Source organism: Nocardia sp. NPDC046473 (genome assembly GCF_040645995.1).
In the GTDB taxonomy this organism is placed as follows: Bacteria; Actinomycetota; Actinomycetes; order Mycobacteriales; family Mycobacteriaceae; genus Nocardia.
The window spans coordinates 1-25,055 of the sequence record NZ_JBEYZJ010000008.1; the positions used below are offsets into that span (position 1 = coordinate 1).

The following is a 25,055-nucleotide window of genomic DNA, read 5'->3' on the forward strand; positions in this document are numbered from 1 at the left end:
ATCTCGTTGAGCTGTGGGTCCAGGATCAACTGCTCGGCGGAGGCGTCCATGACGATCTCGTCCAGCAGCGGGTGCCAGCGTTCCGGCAAGCAGTTACGCACCGCCTGGAAACCGGTCGGGTTCAGTACCAGCCGGTAGCCCTGGAATCGGGCGACGATCCCCGGGTCACGCTCGAACACCTCGGCCTCGATCCCGGCGCCTCGCAGACCCTGCGCGAGAGCCAGACCTCCCAGACCGGCTCCGACTACGGAAACTCGCATCACATACCTCCACAACCTCGAAACGAACTTAGTTCGTCATTATGATCTAAGTTCTACTCGACGAACTTAGATCACGTCAAGTTGTAGTGACCGGTATGTCAGCCGATCTCCGGCAACGCCGCGCAGCTCGAGGCCCTGGTCGGTCGCGCCTGCGCCGAGGGCCGCTGACCGCACCGAATACCCTTGTCGCCGTGGGGAACTGCGCTCCCGGATCGCGGCGAAAACGTGCTTCCCGCCACACGCACCGGTTCCGGCTACCCCGATGACGGCCATCAGGGGTAGCCGGGACCACGGCCGCGGTACCTGGTGCGGTGCTCAACGGGCGGTCGGGGTGGTTCTCCATATGTCGGTGATGGGGGTTGCGTGGGCCGCGTTGGCCAGTGGTGGTAAGCCGTAAGCGTTCTCGAAGGTGCGCAACATCGAGTAGTGGTCGATTCGCTCGTGGTATTGGCCGGGATTCACGTTCGCGCCGTAGACGATTGTCGGGATGCGGTTGACGCCGGTGCCTTCGTCCTCGTCGAAGGTGACGACCAGCAGGCTGTTGTTGGCCTTGGCCCATTCCGCGTAGCCGGACAGGTTCTTGTTCAGCCAGGTATCGCCGGTGGCGACCGGGCAGTCGTGGATGTCGTTGCACATGTTCGGCGAGACGAACGAGACGGTGGGTAGCTGGGCGTAGTCCGAGGGGAACGCCGAGTACGGCACATTCGAGGTGGCCGTGACATTGTCGAAGTTCACCCAGCCGTTGTGTTTGCGCCGGTAGCTGCCGCCGCTGCCACTGCATCCGGTGTAGCCGGCGTTGGGCAGGTCCTCGGCGTAGCCGATGAATTGCAGTCCGGCCTTGCTGAGCTGGCTGCCGAGGTTGTCGACGCCGGTGAAGTTGTGCGGGCAGCTGTCACTGGTGACGCCCTGCGTGTCGCCGGAGAACAGCGCGATGTAGTTGGGCTGGCTGGGGTGGGTGAGGGCGTGCGAGTCGGTGAACAAGGCGCCGTTGTCGGCCAGCTTGTTGAAGTAGGGGGCATCGGTACTGCCGATAATGGCGTCATAGCCCGTGTTCTCGAACATCACCAGGACGATGTGATCGAATTTCGGGACGGTCGTGGCGTCGGCACCGGCGGGGGACAGGGCGGTCGATGTGGCCAGGGCCAACGCCCCGGCGACGACGGAAAACGCTTGGGCGAGTTGGGGAATTCGCACAATGACACTCCTCGCGTCTGTGGCGATCCGCGACCGCCGGTAAACAGCCTCGCGCGTCACCACCTCCGCGTCCAGCCAGACAACTGGGGAACGTATTTGCCGAGGTACAAAAGAACGTCTCACCGAGCTCATGACGAGCGCGGTGAGACGTCCAGCTTTATCTCAATAGTAGTTGTCAGGTGCGGGTCTTCAGTTGTGGCAACATGGTGGCCTTGGTGGCGTTGGCCACCTGGACGCAGTCGGCCGCCGTTGTTCCCGCGGTGCTGTTCTGGACATTGGTGTTGCACGCGTTCTTCAGCGCACTCGACAATGCCGCATAGTCGGTATTGGCCGAGAGAAGTGTCTGGGTGGTCCAGTAGAGCGCGGCGGTTTTCTCGATGCCCAGACCGGTGACGGTCACACCATTGAGGCTGCCGCCATCGACCAGGAGCTCCGCGGTCTTGTTGCCCACTCCGCTGTTGGTGTGCACACCACCGTTGTCGCCGCTACCGGTGTACCAGTACTGCCCGTTATAGGAGTCGGGCTGCCGATGTGCCTTCGGGTTCGCCATGTCCCGGATCACACCAATGGAACTGCAGGCACCGAGCTTCCACCGATTCTGGGCAGTATTGCACGGGTTCGCGGTGTCCACCAGGAAGGTGAGTTCGCCGAAGACATCGGACATGGACTCGTTGATCGCGCCGGGCTCGTCGCTGTAGACCAGACCGTTGGTGTTCTGGGTGACGCCGTGGGTGAGTTCGTGCGCGGTGATGTCCTCGGTGGTCAGACCCGAACCGTAGGCCATGTAAGTGCCCGACCAGAATGCGTTCTGATAAGGGCACTCATCGTAAGTGCAGAGACGCACGGTGGCGCGCAACGCCTGACCGTGACCATCCCCGGTGTCATTGCCGATCAAATTGGTCAGGTTCGCCACCTGGGTGTACTGGGCGTAGAACTTTTCGGTGTTGCCCAGGTAGTCGTAGATCTTGTCGACATCCTCGATGCCGCTGGGAGCCTCGCCCTCCGCCCTGGTGGATTGGATGCTGTCGGTGCCGCAGCCGGCCTGGTTGGGGTCGATCTGCTGGTTCGCGTTGTCGCACACGACTCGGTTGAGGTGCTTGGTCTCGCTCCAGCTGCCGAGCACCTTGCCGGTGTTGGTGGCGTCTACGAAGACGACCCAGGTCGCGGGCTCGCCCTTCTTGTCGGCGCTGGGGCCTTTGATGTCGACTTTGAACGCCGGGACCGCCACGCTCTGCGCATTCTTCTTGGAAACCAGCTTCGCGTCGTACCAGTAGGCCTTCGTCTCGGTGACGGTCAGCTTGTCCGGAGCGGCTTTACTCTGCTCGGCGACCTTCTTCAGCGCGGACTGCTGTACCTGCGCCGACGGTGTGGTTGTCGCGAACTTGCCCCGCGACTTCTTCGACAACGACCCGGTCACCGAGATCAGTGACCCGTCGGCGGTCAGCGACTCCGCCGCCGACGCGCCGAACACCGGAACCTTGTCGATCTCCTGGCGCAGCCGAACCGTAGACCCCTTACCAACCGGGAATACCGACTCCACCACCAAAACGCCTGCGGTATCACCATTTCCGCCGAGCGCCTTCTGCACACCGGCCGCGTGCGCCTGCGCCGCGGCCTTGGCATCGGCGGCCGTTCCCGCCGGCACCTTGATCGGATCCTTCGGGACCACCTGCTCGACGGCTCCCTGGGGATCTGTGGTCACTTCTTTCGGAACGGCAGACAAATCTGAACTCGATGGTGCGGATGGACTGGCCGGCGGCTGCCCGCTGGCGCCAGGGCCAGACGCGAAGATCATTGCCCCGACAGCAATTAAAGCAAAGGCGATATTTCGACCCGCCCGTTTGTGTGTGGGTTGCATGACCAAGTAGAACCACATATGGGTGGTCGACTCGACTGGCGACGAGACTGGGGAAAGGCAGGGCTGGGCAGGGAATCTTTGAGCTAACGGGAGCCGGTCGACGGCTTCATTCGATCCGATAATGTCTTACCGAGGAAGAGAGTTCGCTATGGTCGCCGAGCCATTTGAGGTCAGCATTACCGATGCCGAGATCGCGGATCTGCGGGAACGGTTGCGACGGACGCGGTGGCCCGAGCCCGAGCCGGTGGACGACTGGTCGCAGGGGTTGCCGCTGGCTTATGCGCAGGAGCTTTGCCGCAGCTGGGCCGACGATTACGACTTCGGGTTCGCCGAGCGGCTGAATGTTTTCCCGCAGTACCGCGACACAGTCGACGGGTTGGGCATCCACTTCCTGCATGTCCGCTCGCCGGAGCCGAACGCGTTCCCGCTGGTGCTCACGCACGGGTGGCCGGGTTCGGTGCTCGAGTTCCTGGAGGTCCTCGGTCCGCTGAGCGACCCGCGCGCGCACGGCGGGGACCCGGCGGACGCGTTCCACGTGGTCGCGCCGTCGTTGCCCGGGTACGGCTGGAGTGACAAGCCGTCGACGACCGGGTGGGGCGTCGAACGTATCGCGCGCGCCTGGGACACGCTGATGGTCTCGCTCGGGTACGAGCGGTACGGCGCGCAGGGCGGTGACTGGGGTTCGGCGGTGTCCGGCGCGCTGGGCGAGGTGGCGCCCGAGCGGGTCGCCGGCGTGCACCTGAACCTGGGGTCGGTGGCGGCGGGCACGTTCGACGACCCGACGCCCGCGGAGCTGGCGAACCTCGAGGCCGAGAAGGAGTTCCGGCGCACCGGCCGGGGGTACTCGGGGCAGCAGGCGACCCGCCCGCAGACGCTCGGCTACGGCCTCACCGATTCCCCGGCGGGCCAGGCCGCCTGGATCGCCGAGAAGTTCTGGGCCTGGACGGACCACAACGGCCACCCCGAGGACGCGTTGTCGCGGCAGCAGATCCTCGATGAGATCTCGGTTTATTGGTTCACCGCGTCGGCCACCTCGTCGGCGCGCCTGTACTGGGAGAGCTACGCCAAATTCCGGGACAAGGTCACCGCGCCGTCCGGGCTGTCGGTCTACCCGCGCGACATAACCCGCCCGTCGCGGCGGGAGGCCGAGCTGCGGTTCACCGACCTGCGCTGGTTCGAGGAGCTGCCGCGAGGTGGCCACTTCGCCGCGCTGGAGCAGCCGGAGTCGCTGGTCGAGCAGGTGCGCGGGTTCTTCCGCCTCTTCCGCTGACTGCCCGTCCCTTCCCCGGGAAGCCCGCGCCCGGGGAGGGTGCTGCCCACCATCGGCCGGGCACGAATACCTTTCGCCCGTATCGTCGAGCAGTAGTTAGTGTCGTCACAATTCAAGGTTTTTCGCGCTGTCGATGGGCAATCTGACAGCAACGCTGGTGTGGTGGTGCGCACGAGCGGGTTTCCGTCATGCTGTCCAGCACTGGATTGGAGATCATGCCCACGCCGAAGCGCAGGCCTCGCACATCGGTCACCAATGCCGTCAACGGTGCCCGGCGTCCTGTTCGGCAGCGGCGGCCACGGGTGGCGACACCCGAGCAGCGGCGCGATATCGCATTGTTGCTACGCGGGAGCATCTACTCGGGCGTCTCGCCTTCACCGACCGCGACCGGAGATGAGTATTCGGCCCGTCAGGTCATCGACTTCTGCTTGGACCTGGGGGAGGTGATGTTGTCGTCGGGGGCTGACGCGCGCAGTGTCGAGGTGGCTATCGTCGCGGTGTCGGCGACCTGGAATCTGGCAGCTGTGGAACTCGACTTTCCCGGCTCGTCGATCCACATGGTGTACGCGGTGCCCAACGAGCCGACCATCGCCGGATTGCGGGCCGTCCGGGACACCGGCGCCGACCTGCACCGGCTCAACAATGTATACGGCGTTGTCGACGACATCGTGAGCCACGAGACCGACATGACCCAGGCCAGTCGGCGACTCGTCGAGGAGATACGGTCGGATCCGCGATGGCCCTATCGGGTTGTCGCGGGCGCCATGGGCGTGCTGGGTGTAGTCGTCGCGCTGCAGGCGGGCGGGACCTACTGGTCGGCGGCGGGCGCGTTCGTCCTGATGTCCATGTTGATGTACCTCGGTAAGTTGCTCGGGAGACGTTATCTGCCAACGTTTTTCGTCGCCGTTGCGCAGATGGCGCTGGCGACGACGGCCGGTAGCCTGGCGATGGCATACAGCTCGATCAATCCGGGCGAGGCGGCCAGCATGGTCGCCGCATGCGTGGTGCTGCTGTTGCCACATCCGTCGATCGTCGCGACCGCGCAGGACGCGATATCCGGCTTTCGGAGCCTGGCCTTGGTGCGCGGGCTCGGCATCGGATTGGTGGTGCTCGGAATGGTGACCGGCATTCAGGCGGGCCTGATATCGACCCGGTGGGTGCATCTCGAAGTCGATCCGTCGGCGATTCAGCTGACCGGCCTGACGCCGTGCTGGGCGCTGTTCGCCTCGGCGATCGCTGCCGCGGCGAATGCCTTCGCTCAGGGGGCCACCGCGCGGGTGGTGCCGATTTCCATGGCGGCGGCGGTATTCACGCAGCTGATTGTGCAGCTATGTGCGCGTGCACATATCGGGCTGCAATTGTCGTTGATGCTCGGCGCGGCGATACTCGGCGCCGTCAGCACGTGGACGGCGGCCCGCCTGCGCATTTCTGCGGCATCGATAATTGTTCCGGCATTTTGCGGCGCTCTGTTGCCGTCCCTGGCGGTCGCCCATTCATTACTACAGTTCATCGGACATTCGCCAGGATCAGGAGTGTCGTTCGCTCTTTCCGTGCTCACCACGCTGGCCATCGGTGCGGGCCTGGTGTTGGGCAATATTGTGGCTACCGGCGGGGCGCGTCGTATGGTCAGCACACGAACGCGGATTCGCTCGGCGAGCCTCGACACCGAGCCGCGACCGACTGCCCAGGAGGCCGACGGGCAACCGGATTCGTAACCGCGGGAGCGAATCTCGAACGCGATCATGACCCGGAGAGGATCTGCGCGGTGGGTGCGGCGGCGATGGCGTTCGCGACGGCTGCCTTGGCTTCGGCGGCGTCGGAGCGTGGGGCGTCGACAGGGTAGTAGTCGGCGGTTCTGGTGCCGGTGACGAAGTCGCCCGCCCAGCCGATCGCTAACGTGCGGAGCGTCGAGATGTTGACGCTTTCCGGTGTGCCGCAGAGTAGGTCGCCCATCAGGTCGCCGCTCGGGCCCTCGGCGTCGGTGTGTACGCCTGAGCCGATTCGTATTCCGACGTAGGACCGATGGAGGAGCTGTTGGACGGCGGCGGTGCCGCTGCCGAGGCTGTTGCACAGCGACGGCGGGGCCGAGATGGTCAGGATGGGCAGTGCCGTGGTGTCGAGATCGGCGAGTGCGCGCTCGGTGTTGTTGCCCAGGAACGACTTCACCGGGTCCAGCAGCACCAGGCCGCGCAACGAAGGCCAGGTGCCGGGGTAGTCCGTGTGCAGCCGGTGCGCGACGTATTCGATGGCTTCGGCACCCGCGGAGTGGCCGATGAAGACGAGTTGATCGGGGATGCGCAGATCTGTGCGCCGGGCTGAATCGGCGGCTCGGGCAAGGCTTCGAGCGAGCGGCGCGGTGGGATCGGTTGCGGTGCCGAACAGGTCGGCGACGTTGTTCAGGAAACCGGTGTTGTCGCCCAGGTTCTGCAAGGTACAACCCGAGATGTCGATGAACGGCAGGCTCGGCGCGAACACGAGATAGCCTGCGGCGGCGAAGTCTTCGGCCAACGCCGCGACATTGGCGTCGGTCCTGGCGAAACCGTGTTGCAACCAGAGCAAGCCCCGTGGCGTCCCGGCGGGCAGATACCAGTCGGCATTCTGATGCAATGTTCGTGCGGCGCAAGGGATGTCGATGGCTTCCGGGATGCCGGTGGGTTCGGCGGCAGTGGCCGTCGCACTGCTGAGGGCGACGGCGGTGCAAAGGATGGCGACCGCCGAAGCGGGACATCGAAGGTTCATCGTGACTCCAGCGACTGAGCGCGCTGTTTCCTATGGCGGAATAGCGTTTCTTTCTTGAATGTCATTAAGGCCCAGCGATGGACTGGTGTCAAGAGCGGAAACGGGTCCGATCCGTTCTGGACGGCGAGAGGGCGGCATGATAGATGTTTCGTATGAGGAAACAGTGTCTCCAATGGTTTGACCGGTGTGCGCACAAGGTGGCCCGGTGAGGTCGGCCCTGTACGTGCCGGGCAACCGCCCGGAACTGTTCGACAAGGCGCTGGCAGGTCCGGCGGACGTCGTTCTGCTCGATCTCGAGGATGCCGTTCCGCTGGCTCAGAAGGCTGCGGCGCGTGCCGCGGTCTCCGCCTGGCTGCGCACGATTGGTGCTGCTGGGCAACGGATCTGGGTGCGGGTGAATTCTGGCTCGGCGGGACTGGATGATGTGCGAGCGGTGGCCCTGCCTGCGGTTTCGATGCTATGCCTGGCCAAAACCGAATCGGCGGAACAGGTTCGGGAGGTCGATACGGTGCTGCGCGAGGGTGAATCAAAGCCTGGGGCGATCGCGGTGTGCCCGCTGCTGGAGAGTGCGGCCGCGGTGCTCGACGCCCGGGCGATCGCCACGGCGCCGCGGGTGGCACGGCTCCAGCTCGGGGAGGCCGACCTGTGCGCGGATCTCGGTGTGGATCCGGACGCCGACGGTCGCGAACTGCTGGCGGTCCGCTCGCAGGTGGTGCTTGTCAGTGCGGCGGCGGGAATAGCGCCGCCGTTGGGGCCGGTCAGCACGGACTTCCGTGACCTGCAGCTGCTGCGCGGATCGACGAAAGCATTGGCGCGTATAGGGTTTCGAGGCCGCGCGTGTATACATCCGGCGCAGGTCCCGATAGTCAACGAGGTGTTCACGCCCACTGCGGACGAGATCGAGCGTGCACGCGTGCTGGTCGCCCGATTCGAGTCCGCCGCAGGCGGAGTCGTCCTCGATGAGGTCGGCAGAATGGTGGACTTGCCCGTGGTCCGCCGGGCCCGCCGCCTGCTGGAAGGCCGACCCCCCGCTCAGTGATCGCGCAGCAGTGACCCCACGCCCTCGATTCGGTCCTGGATACCGTTGTCGCGCAGCGCCATCCACCAGGTCGCGGCGTTGATGGCGATCACCGGTTTGGCCAGCCAGCGTTCCGCCTCGTCGGCCAGGCGCACCATGGAAAGGTTGGTGCCGCACTGGACGAGTGCGTCGATATCGTCGCTGTCCACTTCGCGGAGGGCGTCGCGGAGCGTGTCCTCGCGGACATGGGCGATGGATACCGCGGTGGGACAGCGCAACCCCTTGATCGCGGCCACCTCGAAACCCAGCTCGCCGAAGAATCGGATGACATTGTCGTCGCCGACCGGCTGATAGGGCGTCACGACGCCGATTCGCCTTGCGCCGTTGAGCGTCAGCGCTCGCCGGCACGCTTCGGCACCGGTGGCGACCGCCAGTCCGGTCGCGTCGTGGATCTGCCGCACGAATTTGCGGTTGCCTTCGACCCCGCCCCAGAACGTCTCGGCCGACATGCCCATCACCATGTAGTCCGGTTCGCAGGTCATGACCCGCGCACAGGTCACGTCCATTTCGGCACGGATCTGCGCGAGCAGCTGGTCCATGCCCGCGTCGTCGCCCATGTTCTGATCACGGATGTGGATGCGGCCGAAATGAGCGGTCACTCCGGGTACACCCATGCGGGCGAAGTCCGGTTCTACCACCGTATTCGTCGACGGAGCGAGTACGCCGAACTTCATGCGCCAGCCCAATACGTCAGGCATTGATCATCTCCCAGTAGTTCTCGAGGCCAGTGCAATCGGGTAATCCATTGCACCCGTAGTCATTCGGTGAACAGGTCCCGGTGGCGAAACGGTGCGGTGGCGAAACGTCCGATCACCTTCGGCGTGGTGAGCCAGCGCACGTGGGCGCCGTTGCGCCGGCTTGCGACGGCGTGCTCGGCCAGCCACGGTGCGACGGTCTCGACGCGATCGGCGAGGATGTTGAATATCTTGCGCGCCTTCGCTAATTCTGCTGAGTCGGCGTATCCTTGGGTCAGCAGATCGGTGACCACCATGCCCGGGCTGAGCAAGCCGACGGAAACTCCGGCGGGAACCTCCTTCGCCAAGGCCTTGGTCAGGTAGGTCAGTGCGCGTTTGCTTGCACCGTAGACCGACAGGCCGGGTACTGTGCGTCCGTCGCTGCCGAGGCCTTCCATATTCCAGACGTGCCCGCCGCCGGAGCTCACCATGCCCGCGATGGCGACGGCAGACCCATTGATCGTGCCGATCAGATTGGTCGCGACCACTTTCCGGGCATCGTCGGCGGCTAGCTCCCACACCGGGGTACGGGTATGGGAGATGCCCGCGTTGTTGATCCAGACATCGATCCCGCCGAAACGCTCGGCCGCGACATCCCACAGTCCCTGCAGTTGCTCGCGGTCGGTGACGTCGGCAGGCACCACCAGCGCGCTCTCCGACAGTTCGGTCCGCAGCTCGTCGATCCGCTCGGTATCGGTGCCGCACAGCGCGACTCGATGACCGCGCTCTAGCAGGGCGCGGGTGATGCCGAGTCCGATGCCGCGTGTTCCGCCGGTAACTACCACGGTTCTGGTCGACGGTGTGCTCATGAGCGCATCAGCACGCCATGCAGTACTGCACTGAGGCAGTTGTGTTCGAACAGTTCGTAGACCACGGCAAGCTCGGAGCCCGCGCCCATCCCGGGTTCGGCATTCATCATGAATTCTCGTCCGTTGAGCTTCCCGCCGTCGGACAGGTGCAGCACCGGGTAGTTGGCTCGGCCGTAGGCGGTCGCGTTGCCCCACACACCGGGGCCCTCGTGGAAGGAGCGGACGCCGTCGCGGCGCACAGTGGCTTCGTACTCGCGGTCGAGCGCGCCGCTCCAGGTGACGCGGTGCTCGGCGGTCAGCAGGCTCAGCGGTGTCACCTCTAGGACGATCCGCACCGTGCCGCGCCGCTGCTGATCGGCGCCCCACAGCTCGCAGTCGCCGGTGTATCGGCAATCGTCTTTGGTTGGAAGTATGAAAGTGGTGGCACCGCAACGTGTTTCGTGATCGACGAGTTCGTCGGCCAGAGCGGGGTCGCGGGTGTAGACACCGTTGAACATCCCGATCATGGCCGGTCCCTGGTACAGCACCGAGGAATAGACCTGGGTGTCGCCGAGTGTCTGATTCCAGGTGTTCAAACCGACTTGCCAGCCGGGGCCGTAGTAGTGCGCGTCGACGAAACCCCCGTAAGGTCTACCCGCGCCGTAAAAGTCGGGGCCGGTGTAGAGGCGGTCGTTGTCGGAGTCGATCACGCCGAAGGCGAACGGCGCTCCGAGGGCGAACCGCCCGGCGAGATCGCCGCCCCCGGTGAGACCGCCGTCCATGTAGTAAGTCGTTGTCCCATCGGCGAACACCGAGGAGCGGCGGATGTCCTCGAAACCCCGCCAGACACCGTCGGCGGCGAACAGCGATGGTCTGCCTACCCATTCCCCGGCGATGCGCTGCTGCCATTGGCTCGGCGCTTCGGCCGCGGTCATCCGAGCAGCTCCGCCCGCACCCGCTCGGCTTGTTCGTCGCCGAGCAGCCGGGCTACCTGCGCCCACACCGGGTCGACCGCCGGGCTGAACAGATTCGCGCGGTTGGCCCGATCGCGCGCGGCCGTATCGCCGGTGACGGCTGGAACTCCCTTGTCTACCAACGTGAGCCAGTGCCCGAGGTAGTCGCGGACGGTGGCATCGAGTGCACGGAAGGCGGTTTCGGTGGCTCGGCACACGACCATCCACGGCGACATCATTGCCCGCTGCCGAAGACCCACCGCCGCTGCGGACACGCCTTCGATCTGCCAGGCCGCCTCGAGCAGCGGAGTCAGTGGCAGGAACGCGGCGTCGAGGTAGGCGAGATGTACCGCGAGGTCGATGCGGGGGATGAGATCGAGGTGCATGGCGTAGTAGTCCGCGTGCACCGAGTCCAGGGTGAAGTGCGGGACCGCCGAGTCGGCGGGGGTGAAGGCGAAGATCATGTGGCTGTCCAGGCCGATGGCCGGGACCACCAGGTCGACGGTGACGACCTTGTCGATCGGATCACCGCGCAGCACGCGCAGCCTGCCGACCGGCTCCGGTGCCATGGTGCTGGTCAAGGGAATGTCTCGAGCGGTGCTGAGTTCCAGGGCTGTGCTCAGGGTCTGCAAGGTGCGTTCGCTGAGCTCGGTGGGCAGGCTCATTGTGGTGTTCCTCCGTTGCGGGCCTTGTGCACCCAGGCTTGGTCGAGTTCGGGGTTGTCGCGGCGAGCGGGGGAGGCGATGACGGTGGCGGTGCGGCGTGGTCCGTCGCCGGTGATGATGTCGTCGCCGCCGAGCCACCACCCGTCCTTGATCAGTTGGGTGCGTCTGCGCCGGTAGGCGATCTGCAGTGCGTCGCTGCGCACATGCAATTCGTCGGCGAGGTCGAAGGGCAGCAGCTCCGGCCGTTGTGACTCGACCACCGGTTTGTCTTGCAGCAGAATGTCTTTGATCCTTCGGCGAGTATCGGCGTCGGCCCAGCGGCTGGTGAAGAAGTTGCGGTAGCCCAGGATCTTGATCAGGGTGCGGTCTTGGGAGAGCGGGATATTGAAGTCGTAGAGCAGCAGATCGCCGATGGGCAGCCGAATGTGCAGCTTCACCACGTTGGGCAGGTACCAGCCATTGGTAACAGTCACGAACTCGGGGCGTGGCTTGTTCCTGGACAGCATTCCCCACAGCCCGCCCGGCGGTGGCGGGCTGAGCTGGATGTCGGCCTCGGCGGACCAATCATCCTTGCGTATGGTGAAATTCGGTATTTCGGGCTTATCCGGATTGCCGAACCTGGTGCCGTGCACGAAGGGTGTGTGCGAGGCGTCGACGACATTCTCGAAGGTGCGTTCGTAGTTGGCCTCGACCTCCATCTCGAACTGCACGACCCGGAAGGCCGGATCGTCGTGCACCGGGATGTCCGGGATCGGCGGGCGCTGTGGTTCGGGCAGATCGCCGAGGAACGCCCACACCATGCCGTACCGCTCCTGGGTCGGATAGGCGTCGACGCGGGCCTTCTTCGGAATGAGCCGATCCGCGGAATTCGCCGGAATTCGCACGCAAGCGCCCTCGGCGTCGTACTGCCAACCGTGGTAAGGACAGGCGATACAGTCGCCGGTGAGCGTGCCCATCGACAGCGCGCCACCTCGGTGCACACACAGATCCGACAGGCACACCGCCGCGCCGGCCTGGGTGCGATACAACACGAAGTCCTGGCCGAGACAGGTCACCTTTTTCGGTGTTCGCCCGACCTGGTCGGCGAATTCCAGTGCGTACCAAAAGTTCTTCAGCATTGTTCGCGCTCCGATAGATGGGGCCGCAACACGTTCGCGTCGGCCAGCTCGGTGAGTTCGGCGCGGGCCGTCGCCGAGTCGCACAGGTGGGTGCGCAGGAACGCCGATGTCATTCGGGCGAAAGGCCGCACCGCGTCCGCGTCGTCCGGTCCGTCGAGGAACGCGCGCGCGGCGGTCGGATCGGCCTCGGCGATGCCGAAGTGATTGGCATCCGGTATGACGGCGAGTAGATGCTCGCCCGGCGGCAAGGCTTCGGCGAATGTCCTGGCGACCGGATCGGGGCGATCGGCGCCGTCCTCGCCGTAGCGATCGGCACTGCCCTTGATGACGCCGTCGTTGGTGCCGACGCCGAGCAGGACCGGGCAGGCGACCTGTGCGGGCAGCACGGTGCCCGCGGGCCAGCCGAGCATGGTGGCCACCATCGTGTGCGCGCCCCAGGCGAAAACCGCGCCGATCGCGGGAAAGAAGCGTGCTGACTGGAGCGCCACCGTCCCGCCTGCGGAGTGGCCGCCGAGCGCGACGCGGTTCAGGTCGAGGGCGCCGAGTAGTGGCCCCTGGGTGTTCAACTCGGTGAGCGCGTCGAGGACCGTGCCGATCGCGGGACAGGTCGGGCGGGTGCCGTAGGCGTCGGGGCGGGCAGCGTCCAGGTCGACGCCGACCGTCAATCCGCGCTGGCCGCCGAACAATTCGGCGACTCGATCGAAAGTCACTACGACGAAGCCGCTTTCGGCGATGGCGGTGACGAACCCGCGGTAGGAATCCTGGCCCACATTGACCCCGGACAGGAACACGACCACCGGATACGGTGCGGCCGATGGATCGGGGGTGAAGACGCCGGAGAGGCGTTCGGTATCAGAGCCGGTGGCTATCGCGGGGTAGTACACCTTCAGGTGCGCGGTATCGAAAGGCGCCTCGCCTGCGGTGCGCGCCGACCACCAGAGCGAACGAATGCAGGTCATGCCGCCCCCGCACCAGCACTCGGCCTCGGTAGGACGCGGTCGCCGCCCCACAGCCCGCGCACCAGGCGCCGGGTCAGGTCGGCTCCGAACATGCGCTCGCCCATCACATTTGCGGGATCGCGTTCGGCGATATTACGGCGGATGGCCAGATCGCGGTCCGCCAGAGCGGCCTGCTCTGTGTCGGGCACCGGCGCCGCTGCGTCGACCCAGCCGAGCCATTGCGCTACTCGTGCGGTGAGTAGTTCGGCGACGGTAGCGCGGTTGGCGCGGTTCGGCGGGAAGGAGTAGCAGTAGGCGGTGGGAGACAGGCTGGACCGGATGAACCCGGTGCGGCTGGTGAACCAGGTGAAGTCGGGGTGTTCTTCCTTGAACGCCAGCCACGGCGGGTCGTTCTCGGCGTAGTAGCTGTCGAAATAGTCGCCATCGCCGACCAGATCGCCGCGCGGTATCGCGTCGACATAGAACCAGCCCTGCGGCCATAACAGCAATGCGACGCCCAGATGGGGGACCCTGATCTGCGGTCCGAGCCATGCTGTGAGATGCAGGTTGACGAAACCCGTTGCGGGGTCGCCGATCCAGGAATGCACCAGCCAGTCGATCTCGGGGCCGGTGTAGGCGGCCAGGCTGCCGGAGGGGCCGGTGGCCGGGTCACCGTAGCTGTCCAGGTCTTCGGTCGAGGGATCTCTGGTGAGTTCGAAGCGTTCGGCGATCCGGGACTGTAGTTCGCTCAATAACTCTCGCCATTCCTGGAAGGTCTCGGTGACGTCTGTTCTGGCCGTCGTGTCGACCATCTGCTCGACGTGTTGCACGGTTTCACTCATCGTCGCTCCGGGTTCTGTCGTCACTGTGCTTCTGTCGTCATGGCATCCAGTGCCCAGCGTGGGCGCCCGTCCACCAGGTCGGTGCCCTTGGAGACGTTGCGGTTCACGGACTGGGCGGGGTGCACGGTCGCCCGCAGGCTCGTCGAGCCGGGCGGTGTGCCGGTCACGATCGGGTGGCTGATCACGCCGGTGAACGGTCCGCTCCACGCGGTCCACAGGGTGAAGTCGGGGCTGAGCGCATAGATCGCGCCGAGGAGTTCGCCGCCTGCGTTGCTGCCGGCGGCCAGCACGTTGAGCCGGTTTTCCGCCGCGCGCTCGGCCAGGCCGAGGGACAACTCCCACGGCTCGGTGGGAGAGCAGGGCACCGCCACGACGTCCACGTCCTGAATAGCGGCCAGCCGGAAGCTCTCCGGGAACAGCGCGTCGTCTCCGACAACGATTGCCATTCGGCCCCAGGTCATCTCGAAAACAATCAACTCGCTGCCGGGCTCCGTCAGCCATGGATGACGGTTGGTCGGATGCAGTTGCGGCTGGTAGCCGACCACTCCGTCGGCGTTGACCAGCATCGCGTGATGTGCACCGTGGGTCCGCACGCTGAGGACCACGTGCGCCGGCGTATCGTGAAGTGCCCGAACGACTTCCGGGATCGGTGGGGTCGCGAGTTCGGGGAGGACGATGAGCTCGACGCCGTCGGCCGCGAGTTCGGCCAGCACCGCGGTGTCGGCGACCGCGAGGGCGGTCGACAGTGTCGCGGCCCCGGCCGGTGCGCGTCGTCCGCGCGGTGCGCTGGTCAGTGCGCCGTAGAGCTCGGGTCGGCGGGCGGCCATGATGTCGGTGCCGTCAGGACGGCGCTTATCGTCGGCCAGTGCCACGTCGATATCGGCGACCACGATCGCATCGCCGGTGACCGGTGCTATCGCGACCGGTATGCCGTCCGGGCCGACGATCTGGCTTTCGCCCGCACCGTGCAATCGGTCCTCCGGTACCCCGAGGCGGGTGGCGATCACCGGAAGTTGCTCGGCCGGCAGCAGCGGACCGACCTTGTTCGCGGCCACCACCCATACCTTGTTCTCGGCCGCGCGCACCGGAATGTGCAGGCTCGCCTCGTCGATGGCGAACGAGTTGAGGCTGTTGAGCAACAGTTGAGCGCCACGCAACGACAGCGATCGGGTGACCTCGTTGATGACGCCCTCCATGCAGGCGTACATGCCGATCCGGCCCAATGGCGTTTCGATGACCGGTGATTCGGTCCGGCCGGGATCGAGGTAGTCGTTCTCGGCGCCCATCAAGATCTGCTTGTCGGATTCGCCGAGCAGCACACCGTCGGGTCCGAACAACAGGCTGGTGCCGGTCGTTCGGCCGCGGTCGCGAGCGAGCGTGACGCCGATCTTCACGTACAGCCGATGTCGGCGGGCACGCTGGGCGATCGCGGTGAGGAACGTGTCGCCGAGGGTGCATGCCATTCGGTGGGCGTGCGCGCGGTCGGCGTACCAAGATAGATGGTTACAGAATTCAGGAAGGACAACCAGCTCCGTGCCTGCGGCCGCGTCGATCATCCGGAGGCAGGTGTCGAGGTTGGCCGCGACGTCGGTTCCCGCCGCCAGTTGTGCGGCCGCGACTCGGGTCATGAACTCGGACCCTCTCATTCGTAGCGTTTCGTATCAAGAAACACCGTTTCCAACTCGATGTCGATTCTGTACCCCGGCGAAGGATCTGTCCAGGGGTGGTTCGACATTTCACGCCACCGTAATTCGCGCCGAACGTGGCTTTTTCGCCTCGTCTTGACACTGGTCGGTGCCGCGGGTTCAATATGGCAATCGTGAAACTGTGTTTCCCTCAGTGGAACACGGGTGGAGGTTGAGGATGACGAGGCAGCGCCCGTCCCCGGAAAACGCGAGCACCGGCCGCCAGACATGGACTCCAGCAGGCCGAATCGGCAACGACGCGAACGGCACTCGAATCGGCGTCCGGTCGACCGCGAGCAGCACGGCGGTCGTGCTTTGCGCGGTCGCCGCCGGACCGGTGGCCGGCGGGCAGTTGGTCCTGCTCGGCAAACCGTTCGGCGGCGCGGTCGGTCTGCCCGGCGCGGTGGTCGGCTACATCGTTCTCACCGCGGTCGCGCTCGGCCTGCTCACTGCGGCGCTGAGTCTGTGGCGATGGCGACCCTCTCGTGGAATAGCAAGTGCAAGTGGGGTTCTCGTCGGTGTCGCGGTCGTCGTGGCGGGTGCGGTCGATGCGGTCGTGGTGTTCACGGTCGCGGTGCTGGTGGCAGGCGCGACAATGGGGCCGCTGCTGGCAATGGCGCGTGCGCTCGCGGCCGATCTCGGGCCCGGCGGCTTTGCTGTGCTACCTGCCACGGCCGGGGGCGGGCTGGCCGCCGCCGCATGGCTGGGCAGCCATTACTACGAGGAGCCCGGCTCGGGTCTGATCATCGCGGGTGGCCTGACCGCCGTCCTCGGCGCGGGCGCGGGACTGCTGAGCATCTCCCGGCGCGGGCCGCTGTTTCCCGTGCGGCCCGCGAAAATCGACATCCAGCCCCGTTCGATCCTGTCCGGCTACGTGGCGATCGGCCTCGCGGTCGGGGGTACGGTGCTACCGGCGCTGCACCTATTGTTGTTCCGCTGGAACGAATTCGGGTCCGAGCAACTCGGCTGGTTACTGTTCGCCGCCGCACCGACCATATTTGTCGTCGCCCTGCCGGGGCATCGCCCGGCCGCCGTACCGATCCTGTTGATCCTGGCAGCGGGTGGTCCGCTGCTCATCGCGACCGCGCCTGGCCCGGTGACATTGACGATCGGACTGGCGGTGGCCCTGATGGCCGCAGCCCGCGCGATGACGGCGCTCGACGAGACGATGTGGGCGACCTCGACGCCGGCCGATCGGGGCGCCGCCGCAACAGTCAGCACGATGGTCGCGGCGATCGCGGGATTGGCCGGACTGGGTCTGGTCGATCTGCTCGATCGGCTCATGGATACCGGATCGGCCCTGACCGTACTGGCCGCCTGCGTACTGATCGCGGCATTGCTGTTCAGCAGGCGTCAGTCCCGCGGACGGCCGAACGCGCTCGGCTCAGCGAGCGAAGGAAGTGCACAATGACAAGTCTGGGTACTGCGACCCGGATGGTAGCGGCCGCAATGCTCGGCGGATTCCTCTTCGGGTCTCCGGTAGCGGCATTCGCGGACGAACCGGCCACGCTACAGGTCAGCTCGACCGCCGAACTGGTCGACGGCCAGCGAATCACCGTGCATGGCAGCGGATTCCGCGCCGGACTCGCCGCAGTCGCGGTCGGCATGTGCAAACAGGGCTTCAGCAACGGATTGAAGGACTGTGACCTGGACGGCGGTGCGACTTTCGTCAACATCGGCGGCGACGGCACCTTCGGTCCGCTGACATTGACCGTGCACCATCAATTCCACAACATCGACTGCGATCAGCAGCAGTGCGTCATCGCGGCCGCGCCGTTGCCGGGCACCGAGCCGCCGGCGGTCATCGCGGCCAATTCCGCTTCGGTGTCAATAGGTTTCGCGGGCTCGCGACTACCGACGGCCGCTCCGGCGCCCGCGCCGGCTGTGTCAGTGCGGGCCGACACCGATATCAACGGCCCGTCCACCGTGTTGTGGGCGGTAACCGCAGGCCTGCTCGTGCTCGTGGCCGGCCTCGCTCTCGCCGATCGGCGGCGGTTGTGAAATCCCTTTGGAGGAAGAATATGAAGCTCATCATCACCAGGCTCGCCGTTTTCGGAGCCGTCGCCATTGCCGCGGCTGTCGGTGCGGGCCCCGCAGCGGCCGCACCGGTACTGCAAATCAGCCAGACGAGCGGAGTTGCCGCGGGACAGACCATCTCGGTCACCGTGAACGGTCTGGCTGCGGATCTCGGATCGGTGGCGGTAGGGCAGTGCAGAGCTCAGGTCGCCGGGCCCGCGGACTGCAATCTCCCCGGCACCCTGCTCGGCAAAGCCGACGAGCAGGGTACGTGGCGGCCCAACGGCGGCAGTAGCGCGATCACCCTGCTCGGTTCCGTTGGCGGAGTCGACTGTACGGCTGCCGCCGGTGCGTGCATCATCGCGGTCACCAGCCTGACCGATCCCGGCAACATCCTGCTCGCCACGCCACTGGCATTCGGGTAGGGCGGCATGGGACTCATCGGACGGCGCGCGGCAGCTCTGGCAGCGCTCACGATGGTCGGGCTGCTGGGTGGCGCGCCCGCGGCACTTGCTGCTCCGGCTTTGCACGCGAGCCAGACGACCGGACTCACTGTGGGACAAATGATCACGGTGACACTGGACGGCCTGCCCGCGAATATGGCCGCGGTCGCGGTCGGGCAATGTAAACCGCGGATCATGGGCCCGGGGGACTGCAACCTGCCGGGGTCGATGCTCGGCGCGGCAGACGGGCAAGGCACATGGCAACCCAGCGGAGACAAACGGGCAATCACCCTGGTCGCCGACATCGGCGGCACCGATTGCACCGCGGCTCCCGGAGCCTGCACGATCAGCGTCACCAGCCTGACCAACGCCAGCGAGATCATCGCCTCGGTGCCGCTGACCTTCGGGCCTGCCGCGGCAGCTCCGAAACCCTCAGCTGCCGCGAGCAAGACAGCTGACACCGACTCCGGCAGCAACACCGCCGTCGTGGTCTGGATCGGTATCGGCGTGGTGGTAATCCTCGCGGCAGTTGTGCTCATCGTGGTACGCCGTCGTGGCCGTCACTACTGAAACCTGGCGGTCCGGGGCAGCACGCTCCGGACCGCCGGGCCACATCCGTTCGCGCGAGGTAGCCGAATGGCTGGCAGCCCGCGCTGTGGTGGACTACTGCGGCAACCGCACAGGTTCTCGGCTACCAGCCGCGGCTGTTGTCGGTGGCGTCCGATGGTGGTGTGAGTGTCCCGGGATAGGCCCCGGCCGGTAGTCCTGTGCCGCCTGCGCGGAATGCGCCGGGCGCGTGCGTTGCCGCTGCTTGGATGTATTCGAGCAGGCCTTCGGGTGCGTATTCGCGGCCGAAGCCGCTGTTCTTGGTCCCGCCGAAAGGCGCGCGCAGTGACATCCCGGTGCGGTTGTGGGTGTTGATGAAGGTGAAGCCTGCTTCGACGCGGGTGGCGAGGGCGAAGGCGCGGTCTTCGTCGGCCGACCACACGGAGGCGGCCAGGCCGAGGTCGGAATCGTTTGCGCGGGTGAGGACTTCGGACTCGTCACGATAGGTCAGGATGGGTACGGCCGGGCCGAATTGTTCCTCGCGTACCAGGGCGGCGTCGTCGGGGACGCCGAGCGCGATGATCGGGTCGAGGAAGTATCCGTCGGTAGTCGGCGCGTCGGCGAGGGGGATGATGCGCGCGCCTCGATTGCTGGCGTCGATGACGAGCCCTGTCACCCGTTCGGCGGCCGCTTCGGTGACCACCGGGCCCATCGTGACCGCCTCATCGACCGGATCGCCGACGATCAGGATGCGCTGTGCGGCAGCGAGATACGAGTCGACGAATTCGGCGAGCCGGGTCTCGGGTACGTACAGGCGCTTCGCGGCCATGCACACCTGGCCTGCCGTGGCGAAGGACGCGAGGACGAGTCGCTCGAAATCGGCCGGGGTCAGCGCGAAGTCGTCCAGGAATATGGCCGGGTCGTTGCCGCCGAGCTCGAGCAGCACCGGTGTGATCGACTGCCCCGCAGCTGCCGCGATCGCCCGTCCCGCCTGCTCGCCGCCGGTGAAGGCGACCTTGCGGATCAGTGGGTGCGCGACGAGCGCGTGGACCGTATCCGGGCCACCGTGGATCACCGTGGTGGCGGGCAGTAATTCGGCCGCCGCGGTGACGGTCAGCGGGGCCAAGGGAGATGGTTTGAGCACGACCGCGTTGCCTGCGGCGAGTGCGGGGCCGAGTTTGAGCATCGAGAGAATGATCGGTGCGTTCCACGGGGTGATCGCGGCGATCACGCCGAAAGGGCGCGGCGACAATGTAAGTCGTCCGTGTGTGTCATCGATGGTGCGGTTCTGGAAGATATCGGCGCCGTGCTCGCGTACCCAGCGCAGATAGGTTGCGGCGAAGCCGATTTCGCCTCGGCAGTCGGTGACGGGTTTGCCGGTTTCCCGTGCCAGCAGCGTCGCCAGTTCGGCCTTGCGTCGGTCGAGGGCATCGGCGGCGTGGCCGAGTGCGGTGAGGCGAGACTCGAGTGGGTGCCGCGACCAGTCGTGAAAGTCTCGGTGCGCGGCGTGCACCACGGCGTCGATTGCCTCGGGTGGGGTCGAGGTGACGGTTCCGACGACCTCGCGCGGATGTGCCGGGTTCTCGCGGTCGATTCTCACGGCCGGATCTCCAGCGAGTCGAGCAAGCAGGCGCGCCGGAGGTAGGCACGGGTCGCGGCCGGATCGGCGGCCAGTTCGCGCAGCTGCGCGCGGTGGCTGTCATCGTGCCCGCGCAACCGATTCCAGTTGTCGTGGCTGGTTCGTTGCACGTGGTCGACGGCGACAGTGCGACGATGCGCCGCGACATCATCGAGCAGCGCGTCCAGGCCACCTTCGATGACATCGGCCAGCGCGGACGCCAATTGGACGGCATCGTGGATGCCGCTGTTCATACCCATGCCGCCGAGCGGGTTGTTGACGTGCGCGGCGTCGCCCATCAGCAGGACCCGGCCGTGCCGGAATCGATCGGTGACTCGTTGATGTACCCGGTACAGCGAGGCGTGCGCCACTCGCCATGGCCTGCCCAGGTCGGCTACGCCCGCCAAACGTTCTGGCAGCCTCCGTAATTCGTACTCGTCGTCGGTGTCCATCGGTGTCGGCAGCAGCACCCGCCAATGCTCCGGGGTGCGCAGTAGGACCAGCCATTCGTCCGGGTCGAAGACGTAGTTGATCGGCGCGATGCCGGGCAACACCGCCGCCAGATCCTCCTCGACCGAAGCGACCAGGAATCGTTCCGGATAGGTGCTGCCATCGAATTCGGCTCCGAGGGCGCGCCGGACGGCGGAATGCGCGCCGTCGGCGCCGATCACCCAGTTCGCGCGCAGCGGGCCTCGGTTGGTGCGCAGCACCACGACATCGTCGGTGCTGAGCAGCCAGTCCACCCGGTAGCCGAAACGCACGTCGGCGGCGCCGAGGGCGTCGAGCAGGATCGGGGTGAGTTTGCTCTGTTCGCATTGCACCCGGAACGGGAACGGGGTGTCCTGGGTAAGCGCAGCGAGGTCGAGGGTCGCGATCTCGTCGCCGCCGCGTTCGCGGTACTGGAAGGTCGAGGCGACGATTCCCTTGTGCAGCAACGCATCCAGCACGCCGAGGTCGCGCAGCATCTCCAGGGTGGGCGGATGAAAGGTGGAGGCCCGCGACTCGGTGGCGAGCTGGTCACCCTGCTCGAGTACGGTGACCGGGATGCCGCGGCGGGTCAGGGTCAGTGCGGCGGTGAGCCCGACCGGTCCGGCGCCGACCACGACGACGGCGGGCATACTCATGACGTGTGCAGGGCGAAGCGCCCTTCGACGCCGACGACGCGAGCGCCGGTGAAGAAGCGCAGTGTCTCGGCGGTGCCCTCTTCGCCGAGTCCGGACAGTCCCCACGCGGGGCGTGGCGTCATCAGGTGCAGGCTCATGATCGAGGAACCGTTGACCTTCACCTCACCGCCGCGGATCCGGCGCGCGATGCTCAGCGCCTGCTGCTCGTCGGTGCCGCAGACATAGCCCTCCAAGCCGTAGGGCACCGCGTTGGCCAGTGCCACCGCTTCCTCGACCTCGCGATAGGTGGTGACACCGGCAACGGGGCCGAACACCTCGTCGACCAGATCGCCATCGAGAAGTGTTGGGGCGAAATAGTTTCCGGTATCCGGCATGCTGCCGAAGCTGCGTGCTTCGCGGTCGGTGAGCGAATCGCGCACCGTCTGGACGTGTTTCGAGTGCACCAGCGGCCCGAACTCGGTCAGCGGATCCAGCGGGTCCCCGACCCGCAATGCCGCGAGCCGCTTTCCGACCGCCTCGACGAGCTCGTCCGCGCGGTCCGCGGGCAGGATCAATCTGCCCAGCGCACGGCACCATTGGCCGTTCAAAGTGGTCAGCAGTTCGGCGGCCATCCGCGCGGCGGTGTCGAGATCGGCGTCGGGCAAGACCACCAGCGGATTGTTTCCACCGAGTTCGAGCTGGCACGGGCGGAACATCGCGGCGGATGCGGTGGCAACGGAACGTCCGCCGGCCAGACCGCCGGTGAACGAGACCGCCTTGACGCGCTGCGCGGCGGCAAGCTGCGCACCGACTTTCGCGCCGCCCTGGACCAGCTGGAACATCGCGGCGGGCACGTGTTCGGCGATCACTTCGGCCAGCACCATCGAGCTGAAGGGTGCGAGTTCGCTGACCTTCAGGATGACCGGGCAGCCCGCGGCGAGTGCGTTGGCCACCTTGTGCGCGGCCATCGGTGCCGGCGCGTTCCACGGGACCAGGCACAGGGCCGGACCGAGCGGTAACCGATGTACCTCGACGCCGTCCCGGTCCTGGCGTAGCGCTCCGGACCGGAGCTGCTCGGCCGCGAGTCGGAAGGAGCCCGAGACGATCGCGCCGAGCAGGGTGGTCTGCGAGATCGGCACCCCGGTCGCGCGCGCGTCCAATTCGGCGATCCGCGATAGTCGCTGGTCGAGTCCGGCGGCGATCGCGTCCAGTGTGGCGGGATCACTCTGTCCGGTGGCGGTTTCGGCGACCGCGAGCGCACGTTCGACGCGATGGGTGGCGGTGGCGACTGCTCTGGCGACCGGCGCACCAGTGGCCGGATCCTCCAGTGCCACACCGAGATCGACTGTCGGTGTGCCCCATTCGCCGTCGATCAGGTCGGTGATGGTGGGTAGCTCGGTGGTCATCGGTCCGCCTTTGCCGGTGCGGTGGCGAACAATTCGTTCGCCGTGGCGTCGGTGACGATGCGGGCCACCTCGAGCATGCCGCGTTCGGCGGGGAAGGTCATCACCAGGCCCATGGCCAGATCACGTAACGCGCGCCCGGCCACCCCGCTCATCGCGGCGGCGGAGGTGCCGCCCGCCTTGAAGGCGCCGAGCGCGACCTGGAAGCAGGCCTCGGTGACCGCGCCCTTGCCGAGGCGCCACTGGGTGAAGACCTCCGGCTTGGGCTTGAACGGCGGCTCCGTGGTCTCCACCAGCAGCTGATAACGCAGCCAGAGGTACGCGGTCTGCAATTGCCTGGTCATCTCGCCGATGAGCACTTGGTGTACCGGCGAGGAAGCGATCGGCTCGCCGGTGTCGGCGAAGGTCTTCGCGGTCGTCGCCGCCAGCATTTCGTCGTAGACGTTCTGTGCGCAACCGGTGTAGACCGCCGCGATGGCGAGTTGGTTGCCGACGAAACTGCCTCTGCTCATGGTGAGCATCTTGGTGAACGCTCCCGGTATCGCCAAGGCCTCGCCGTGTGGGATGAAGACGTCGTCGAGGCGGATGCCGTTGTTGGCGGTGGCGCGCATGCCGAGCCCGTCCCAGGGGGCGCGCACGCTGACACCGGGTGCGTCGCGGGGGACGAAGAAGGTCGCCAGTCCCTCGGCGGTGTCGTACGCCGCGAGTTTGGCGGAGGTGAGGTAGTAGTCGGCCACTCCGGTCGCACAGCCGAAAGACTTCTCGCCCTGCAGAATCCAGCCGCCATCGACCTTGCGGGCCGTGGTGGCGATGGTGATGTTCGCGGCAGCGGTCTTGATCGCCTCCGAGGCGAAGTTCGCCAGCCACCGGCCTTCGGCCATTCGCGTGAGCACCTTCTCGGCGAAGGCCCGCACGACGGGAATCTCGTCGTCGGTGAACAGTCCGGCGTCGATCGCCTCCAGCGGCAGTAGACCGCGCGAGGCGCTGGTGTTGTGGAAGAAGAACGCCAGCGCGGTGGATGGGCACGCGGTGCCCATCGCGAAAGTGGCCGCCGCCAGATCTCGTAGGGTGCCGCCCAGCCCGCCGAACTTCTCCGGCACCACCAGCCCGAGCAGTCCGGCCTCGCGTAAGAGCTGGACGTGGGTGGGCGGAAAGGCGCCGAGCCGGTCGGCTTCCTCGGCTGCCGCGCGCAAAGCGGGCAGCACGGCGTCGACCCGTTGCGCGCGTTCGCGTTCGGCGTCGGTCATGTCCTCGACGAGTCGTTCACCGATCATCGGACTATCCCCTCGTGGTAGCTGCGGTCGTGGTAGATGAGTGGCGCAGTGGGCCGGGGTGTCGCGGCCTCCTGCACGGCGCCGAGGACGATGGTGTGGTCGCCGGCGAGGTGACAGGCGGTGAGCACGCAATCGAGCCAGGCGACGGCGTCGGTCAGCACCGCCGCACCGGTGCTCGCGGTGTCCCACCGCCCGGCGGCGAAGCGATCCGGCCGCGTGGACGACGCGGTGGACGCGAAGCTGCGGCCGATGGCCTCGTGATCGTGTCCGAGGACATTGACCGCGAAAACGCCGCTCTCGCGGATCATTCGGCAGGTTGCGCTCGTGGAAACGAGACACACCGAGATGAGCGGCGGATCCAAGGCCACACTGGTGAACGAACTCGCTGTCATGCCGTGCCGGTCACCGTCACCCCGGAGCGTGGTGACGACCACGACCCCGCTGGCCCACTGCGCCAAGACCGCGCGGAGATAATTCGGTTCCACCGTGACATCCGTTTCGATAGTGGAAACACTGTTACGCACAAGGTA

The 25,055-nt window shown here is 66.4% G+C and carries 24 protein-coding genes and 1 pseudogene; 7 read left to right on the plus strand and 18 right to left on the minus strand.

Translation table 11 applies throughout. The features are described 5' to 3' along the window. From ABZ942_RS27630 to ABZ942_RS27645, 4 genes and pseudogenes are all read right to left on the minus strand, one after another. Positions 1 to 260 (minus strand): NAD(P)-binding protein (locus ABZ942_RS27630; protein WP_357386881.1); only part of this gene is annotated, 260 nt, incomplete at its 3' end. Positions 261 to 575: 315 nt separating this feature from the next. Continuing rightward, positions 576 to 1,454 carry an alkaline phosphatase family protein gene (locus ABZ942_RS27635; RefSeq protein WP_357386883.1) on the minus strand — a complete coding sequence of 293 codons (879 nt, stop codon included), beginning with the start codon at positions 1,452 to 1,454 and terminating at the stop codon, positions 576 to 578. 175 nt (positions 1,455 to 1,629) lie between these two features. Next, on the minus strand, positions 1,630 to 2,871 hold the full coding sequence (locus ABZ942_RS27640; RefSeq protein ID WP_357387923.1) for a M4 family metallopeptidase: 1,242 nt from the start codon (positions 2,869 to 2,871) through the stop codon (positions 1,630 to 1,632). Beyond that, positions 2,869 to 3,330, minus strand: a pseudogene (locus ABZ942_RS27645) (hypothetical protein); the annotation flags it as partial. The gene ABZ942_RS27640 and the pseudogene ABZ942_RS27645, both read right to left, overlap by 3 nt. A gap of 130 nt (positions 3,331 to 3,460) precedes the next feature. Here ABZ942_RS27645 and ABZ942_RS27650 point away from each other — a divergent pair. Together ABZ942_RS27650 and ABZ942_RS27655 are read left to right on the plus strand one after the other, a co-directional pair. Further along, positions 3,461 to 4,582 (plus strand): epoxide hydrolase family protein, encoded by a 1,122-nt coding sequence (locus tag ABZ942_RS27650; RefSeq protein WP_357386885.1) that lies wholly within the window; start codon positions 3,461 to 3,463, stop codon positions 4,580 to 4,582. 188 nt (positions 4,583 to 4,770) lie between these two features. Continuing rightward, positions 4,771 to 6,297, plus strand: a complete 1,527-nt coding sequence (locus ABZ942_RS27655) for a threonine/serine exporter family protein (protein ID WP_357386887.1) — start codon at positions 4,771 to 4,773, stop codon at positions 6,295 to 6,297. Between the two features lie 25 nt (positions 6,298 to 6,322). On the opposite strand, the gene ABZ942_RS27660 is transcribed toward ABZ942_RS27655, so the two are convergent. After that, positions 6,323 to 7,321 carry an alpha/beta hydrolase gene (locus tag ABZ942_RS27660; protein ID WP_357386889.1) on the minus strand — a complete coding sequence of 333 codons (999 nt, stop codon included), beginning with the start codon at positions 7,319 to 7,321 and terminating at the stop codon, positions 6,323 to 6,325. A 205-nt stretch (positions 7,322 to 7,526) separates the two neighbouring features. Between ABZ942_RS27660 and ABZ942_RS27665 the strand changes: the two genes are divergently transcribed. Beyond that, positions 7,527 to 8,360: a CoA ester lyase gene (locus ABZ942_RS27665; RefSeq protein WP_357386891.1), complete on the plus strand. Its 834-nt coding sequence runs from the start codon at positions 7,527 to 7,529 to the stop codon at positions 8,358 to 8,360. Here ABZ942_RS27665 and ABZ942_RS27670 read toward each other — a convergent pair. Genes ABZ942_RS27670 through ABZ942_RS27705 form a run of 8 tightly spaced genes read right to left on the minus strand, consistent with a single transcriptional unit; the run spans position 8,354 to position 16,065 of the window. Beyond that, positions 8,354 to 9,097 carry an arylmalonate decarboxylase gene (locus ABZ942_RS27670; RefSeq protein WP_357386893.1) on the minus strand — a complete coding sequence of 248 codons (744 nt, stop codon included), beginning with the start codon at positions 9,095 to 9,097 and terminating at the stop codon, positions 8,354 to 8,356. The two genes, ABZ942_RS27665 and ABZ942_RS27670, sit on opposite strands and share 7 nt — an antisense overlap. A 59-nt stretch (positions 9,098 to 9,156) precedes the next feature. Then, positions 9,157 to 9,942: an SDR family oxidoreductase gene (locus ABZ942_RS27675; protein ID WP_357386895.1), complete on the minus strand. Its 786-nt coding sequence runs from the start codon at positions 9,940 to 9,942 to the stop codon at positions 9,157 to 9,159. Next, positions 9,939 to 10,856, minus strand: coding sequence for a hypothetical protein (locus tag ABZ942_RS27680; RefSeq protein WP_357386897.1), 918 nt, complete (start codon positions 10,854 to 10,856; stop codon positions 9,939 to 9,941). Before ABZ942_RS27680 ends, ABZ942_RS27675 begins: the two co-directional genes overlap by 4 nt. Next, on the minus strand, positions 10,853 to 11,539 hold the full coding sequence (locus ABZ942_RS27685) for a hypothetical protein (protein WP_357386899.1): 687 nt from the start codon (positions 11,537 to 11,539) through the stop codon (positions 10,853 to 10,855). The genes ABZ942_RS27680 and ABZ942_RS27685 overlap by 4 nt, the downstream gene beginning before the upstream one ends. Beyond that, positions 11,536 to 12,657 carry an aromatic ring-hydroxylating dioxygenase subunit alpha gene (locus tag ABZ942_RS27690; protein ID WP_357386901.1) on the minus strand — a complete coding sequence of 374 codons (1,122 nt, stop codon included), beginning with the start codon at positions 12,655 to 12,657 and terminating at the stop codon, positions 11,536 to 11,538. The genes ABZ942_RS27685 and ABZ942_RS27690 overlap by 4 nt, the downstream gene beginning before the upstream one ends. Continuing rightward, positions 12,651 to 13,616 carry an alpha/beta hydrolase gene (locus ABZ942_RS27695; RefSeq protein WP_357386903.1) on the minus strand — a complete coding sequence of 322 codons (966 nt, stop codon included), beginning with the start codon at positions 13,614 to 13,616 and terminating at the stop codon, positions 12,651 to 12,653. The genes ABZ942_RS27690 and ABZ942_RS27695 overlap by 7 nt, the downstream gene beginning before the upstream one ends. After that, positions 13,613 to 14,437: an oxidoreductase gene (locus ABZ942_RS27700; RefSeq protein ID WP_357386905.1), complete on the minus strand. Its 825-nt coding sequence runs from the start codon at positions 14,435 to 14,437 to the stop codon at positions 13,613 to 13,615. Before ABZ942_RS27700 ends, ABZ942_RS27695 begins: the two co-directional genes overlap by 4 nt. Positions 14,438 to 14,457: 20 nt before the next feature. Continuing rightward, positions 14,458 to 16,065, minus strand: a complete 1,608-nt coding sequence (locus ABZ942_RS27705) for a carbon-nitrogen hydrolase family protein (protein WP_357386907.1) — start codon at positions 16,063 to 16,065, stop codon at positions 14,458 to 14,460. A gap of 235 nt (positions 16,066 to 16,300) precedes the next feature. Here ABZ942_RS27705 and ABZ942_RS27710 point away from each other — a divergent pair, with 235 nt between their 5' ends. Genes ABZ942_RS27710 through ABZ942_RS27725 form a run of 4 tightly spaced genes read left to right on the plus strand, consistent with a single transcriptional unit; the run spans position 16,301 to position 19,151 of the window. Beyond that, complete coding sequence (locus ABZ942_RS27710) at positions 16,301 to 17,533, plus strand: hypothetical protein (RefSeq protein WP_357386908.1); 1,233 nt, start codon at positions 16,301 to 16,303, stop codon at positions 17,531 to 17,533. Next, positions 17,530 to 18,123: a neocarzinostatin apoprotein domain-containing protein gene (locus ABZ942_RS27715; protein WP_357386910.1), complete on the plus strand. Its 594-nt coding sequence runs from the start codon at positions 17,530 to 17,532 to the stop codon at positions 18,121 to 18,123. Before ABZ942_RS27710 ends, ABZ942_RS27715 begins: the two co-directional genes overlap by 4 nt. A 20-nt stretch (positions 18,124 to 18,143) precedes the next feature. Further along, complete coding sequence (locus tag ABZ942_RS27720) at positions 18,144 to 18,563, plus strand: neocarzinostatin apoprotein domain-containing protein (protein ID WP_357386913.1); 420 nt, start codon at positions 18,144 to 18,146, stop codon at positions 18,561 to 18,563. A 6-nt stretch (positions 18,564 to 18,569) separates the two neighbouring features. After that, positions 18,570 to 19,151, plus strand: coding sequence for a neocarzinostatin apoprotein domain-containing protein (locus tag ABZ942_RS27725; protein ID WP_357386915.1), 582 nt, complete (start codon positions 18,570 to 18,572; stop codon positions 19,149 to 19,151). 121 nt (positions 19,152 to 19,272) lie between these two features. Here ABZ942_RS27725 and ABZ942_RS27730 read toward each other — a convergent pair whose 3' ends face one another. The 5 genes from ABZ942_RS27730 to ABZ942_RS27750 are packed head-to-tail and all read right to left on the minus strand — an operon-like array spanning position 19,273 to position 25,010. After that, positions 19,273 to 20,727 (minus strand): aldehyde dehydrogenase family protein, encoded by a 1,455-nt coding sequence (locus ABZ942_RS27730; RefSeq protein WP_357386917.1) that lies wholly within the window; start codon positions 20,725 to 20,727, stop codon positions 19,273 to 19,275. Next, positions 20,724 to 21,869: an NAD(P)/FAD-dependent oxidoreductase gene (locus ABZ942_RS27735; RefSeq protein ID WP_357386919.1), complete on the minus strand. Its 1,146-nt coding sequence runs from the start codon at positions 21,867 to 21,869 to the stop codon at positions 20,724 to 20,726. The genes ABZ942_RS27730 and ABZ942_RS27735 overlap by 4 nt, the downstream gene beginning before the upstream one ends. Next, complete coding sequence (locus ABZ942_RS27740) at positions 21,866 to 23,254, minus strand: aldehyde dehydrogenase family protein (RefSeq protein ID WP_357386921.1); 1,389 nt, start codon at positions 23,252 to 23,254, stop codon at positions 21,866 to 21,868. Before ABZ942_RS27740 ends, ABZ942_RS27735 begins: the two co-directional genes overlap by 4 nt. Beyond that, positions 23,251 to 24,525: an acyl-CoA dehydrogenase family protein gene (locus ABZ942_RS27745; protein WP_357386922.1), complete on the minus strand. Its 1,275-nt coding sequence runs from the start codon at positions 24,523 to 24,525 to the stop codon at positions 23,251 to 23,253. Before ABZ942_RS27745 ends, ABZ942_RS27740 begins: the two co-directional genes overlap by 4 nt. Next, on the minus strand, positions 24,522 to 25,010 hold the full coding sequence (locus ABZ942_RS27750; RefSeq protein ID WP_357386924.1) for a flavin reductase family protein: 489 nt from the start codon (positions 25,008 to 25,010) through the stop codon (positions 24,522 to 24,524). The genes ABZ942_RS27745 and ABZ942_RS27750 overlap by 4 nt, the downstream gene beginning before the upstream one ends. Positions 25,011 to 25,055: the final 45 nt, after the last annotated feature.

Bases quoted from the DNA above. Each gene is read 5' to 3' on its own strand.
- ABZ942_RS27650 (WP_357386885.1), top strand. From the start codon at position 3,461: ATGGTCGCCGAGCCATTTGAGGTCAGCATTACCGATGCCGAGATCGCG.
- ABZ942_RS27655 (WP_357386887.1), top strand. From the start codon at position 4,771: ATGCTGTCCAGCACTGGATTGGAGATCATGCCCACGCCGAAGCGCAGG.
- ABZ942_RS27660 (WP_357386889.1), bottom strand. From the start codon at position 7,321: ATGAACCTTCGATGTCCCGCTTCGGCGGTCGCCATCCTTTGCACCGCC.
- ABZ942_RS27670 (WP_357386893.1), bottom strand. From the start codon at position 9,097: ATGCCTGACGTATTGGGCTGGCGCATGAAGTTCGGCGTACTCGCTCCG.
- ABZ942_RS27675 (WP_357386895.1), bottom strand. From the start codon at position 9,942: ATGAGCACACCGTCGACCAGAACCGTGGTAGTTACCGGCGGAACACGC.
- ABZ942_RS27680 (WP_357386897.1), bottom strand. From the start codon at position 10,856: ATGACCGCGGCCGAAGCGCCGAGCCAATGGCAGCAGCGCATCGCCGGG.
- ABZ942_RS27685 (WP_357386899.1), bottom strand. From the start codon at position 11,539: ATGAGCCTGCCCACCGAGCTCAGCGAACGCACCTTGCAGACCCTGAGC.
- ABZ942_RS27690 (WP_357386901.1), bottom strand. From the start codon at position 12,657: ATGCTGAAGAACTTTTGGTACGCACTGGAATTCGCCGACCAGGTCGGG.
- ABZ942_RS27695 (WP_357386903.1), bottom strand. From the start codon at position 13,616: ATGACCTGCATTCGTTCGCTCTGGTGGTCGGCGCGCACCGCAGGCGAG.
- ABZ942_RS27700 (WP_357386905.1), bottom strand. From the start codon at position 14,437: ATGAGTGAAACCGTGCAACACGTCGAGCAGATGGTCGACACGACGGCC.
- ABZ942_RS27705 (WP_357386907.1), bottom strand. From the start codon at position 16,065: ATGACCCGAGTCGCGGCCGCACAACTGGCGGCGGGAACCGACGTCGCG.
- ABZ942_RS27710 (WP_357386908.1), top strand. From the start codon at position 16,301: ATGACGAGGCAGCGCCCGTCCCCGGAAAACGCGAGCACCGGCCGCCAG.
- ABZ942_RS27715 (WP_357386910.1), top strand. From the start codon at position 17,530: ATGACAAGTCTGGGTACTGCGACCCGGATGGTAGCGGCCGCAATGCTC.
- ABZ942_RS27720 (WP_357386913.1), top strand. From the start codon at position 18,144: ATGAAGCTCATCATCACCAGGCTCGCCGTTTTCGGAGCCGTCGCCATT.
- ABZ942_RS27725 (WP_357386915.1), top strand. From the start codon at position 18,570: ATGGGACTCATCGGACGGCGCGCGGCAGCTCTGGCAGCGCTCACGATG.
- ABZ942_RS27735 (WP_357386919.1), bottom strand. From the start codon at position 21,869: ATGAGTATGCCCGCCGTCGTCGTGGTCGGCGCCGGACCGGTCGGGCTC.
- ABZ942_RS27740 (WP_357386921.1), bottom strand. From the start codon at position 23,254: ATGACCACCGAGCTACCCACCATCACCGACCTGATCGACGGCGAATGG.
- ABZ942_RS27745 (WP_357386922.1), bottom strand. From the start codon at position 24,525: ATGATCGGTGAACGACTCGTCGAGGACATGACCGACGCCGAACGCGAA.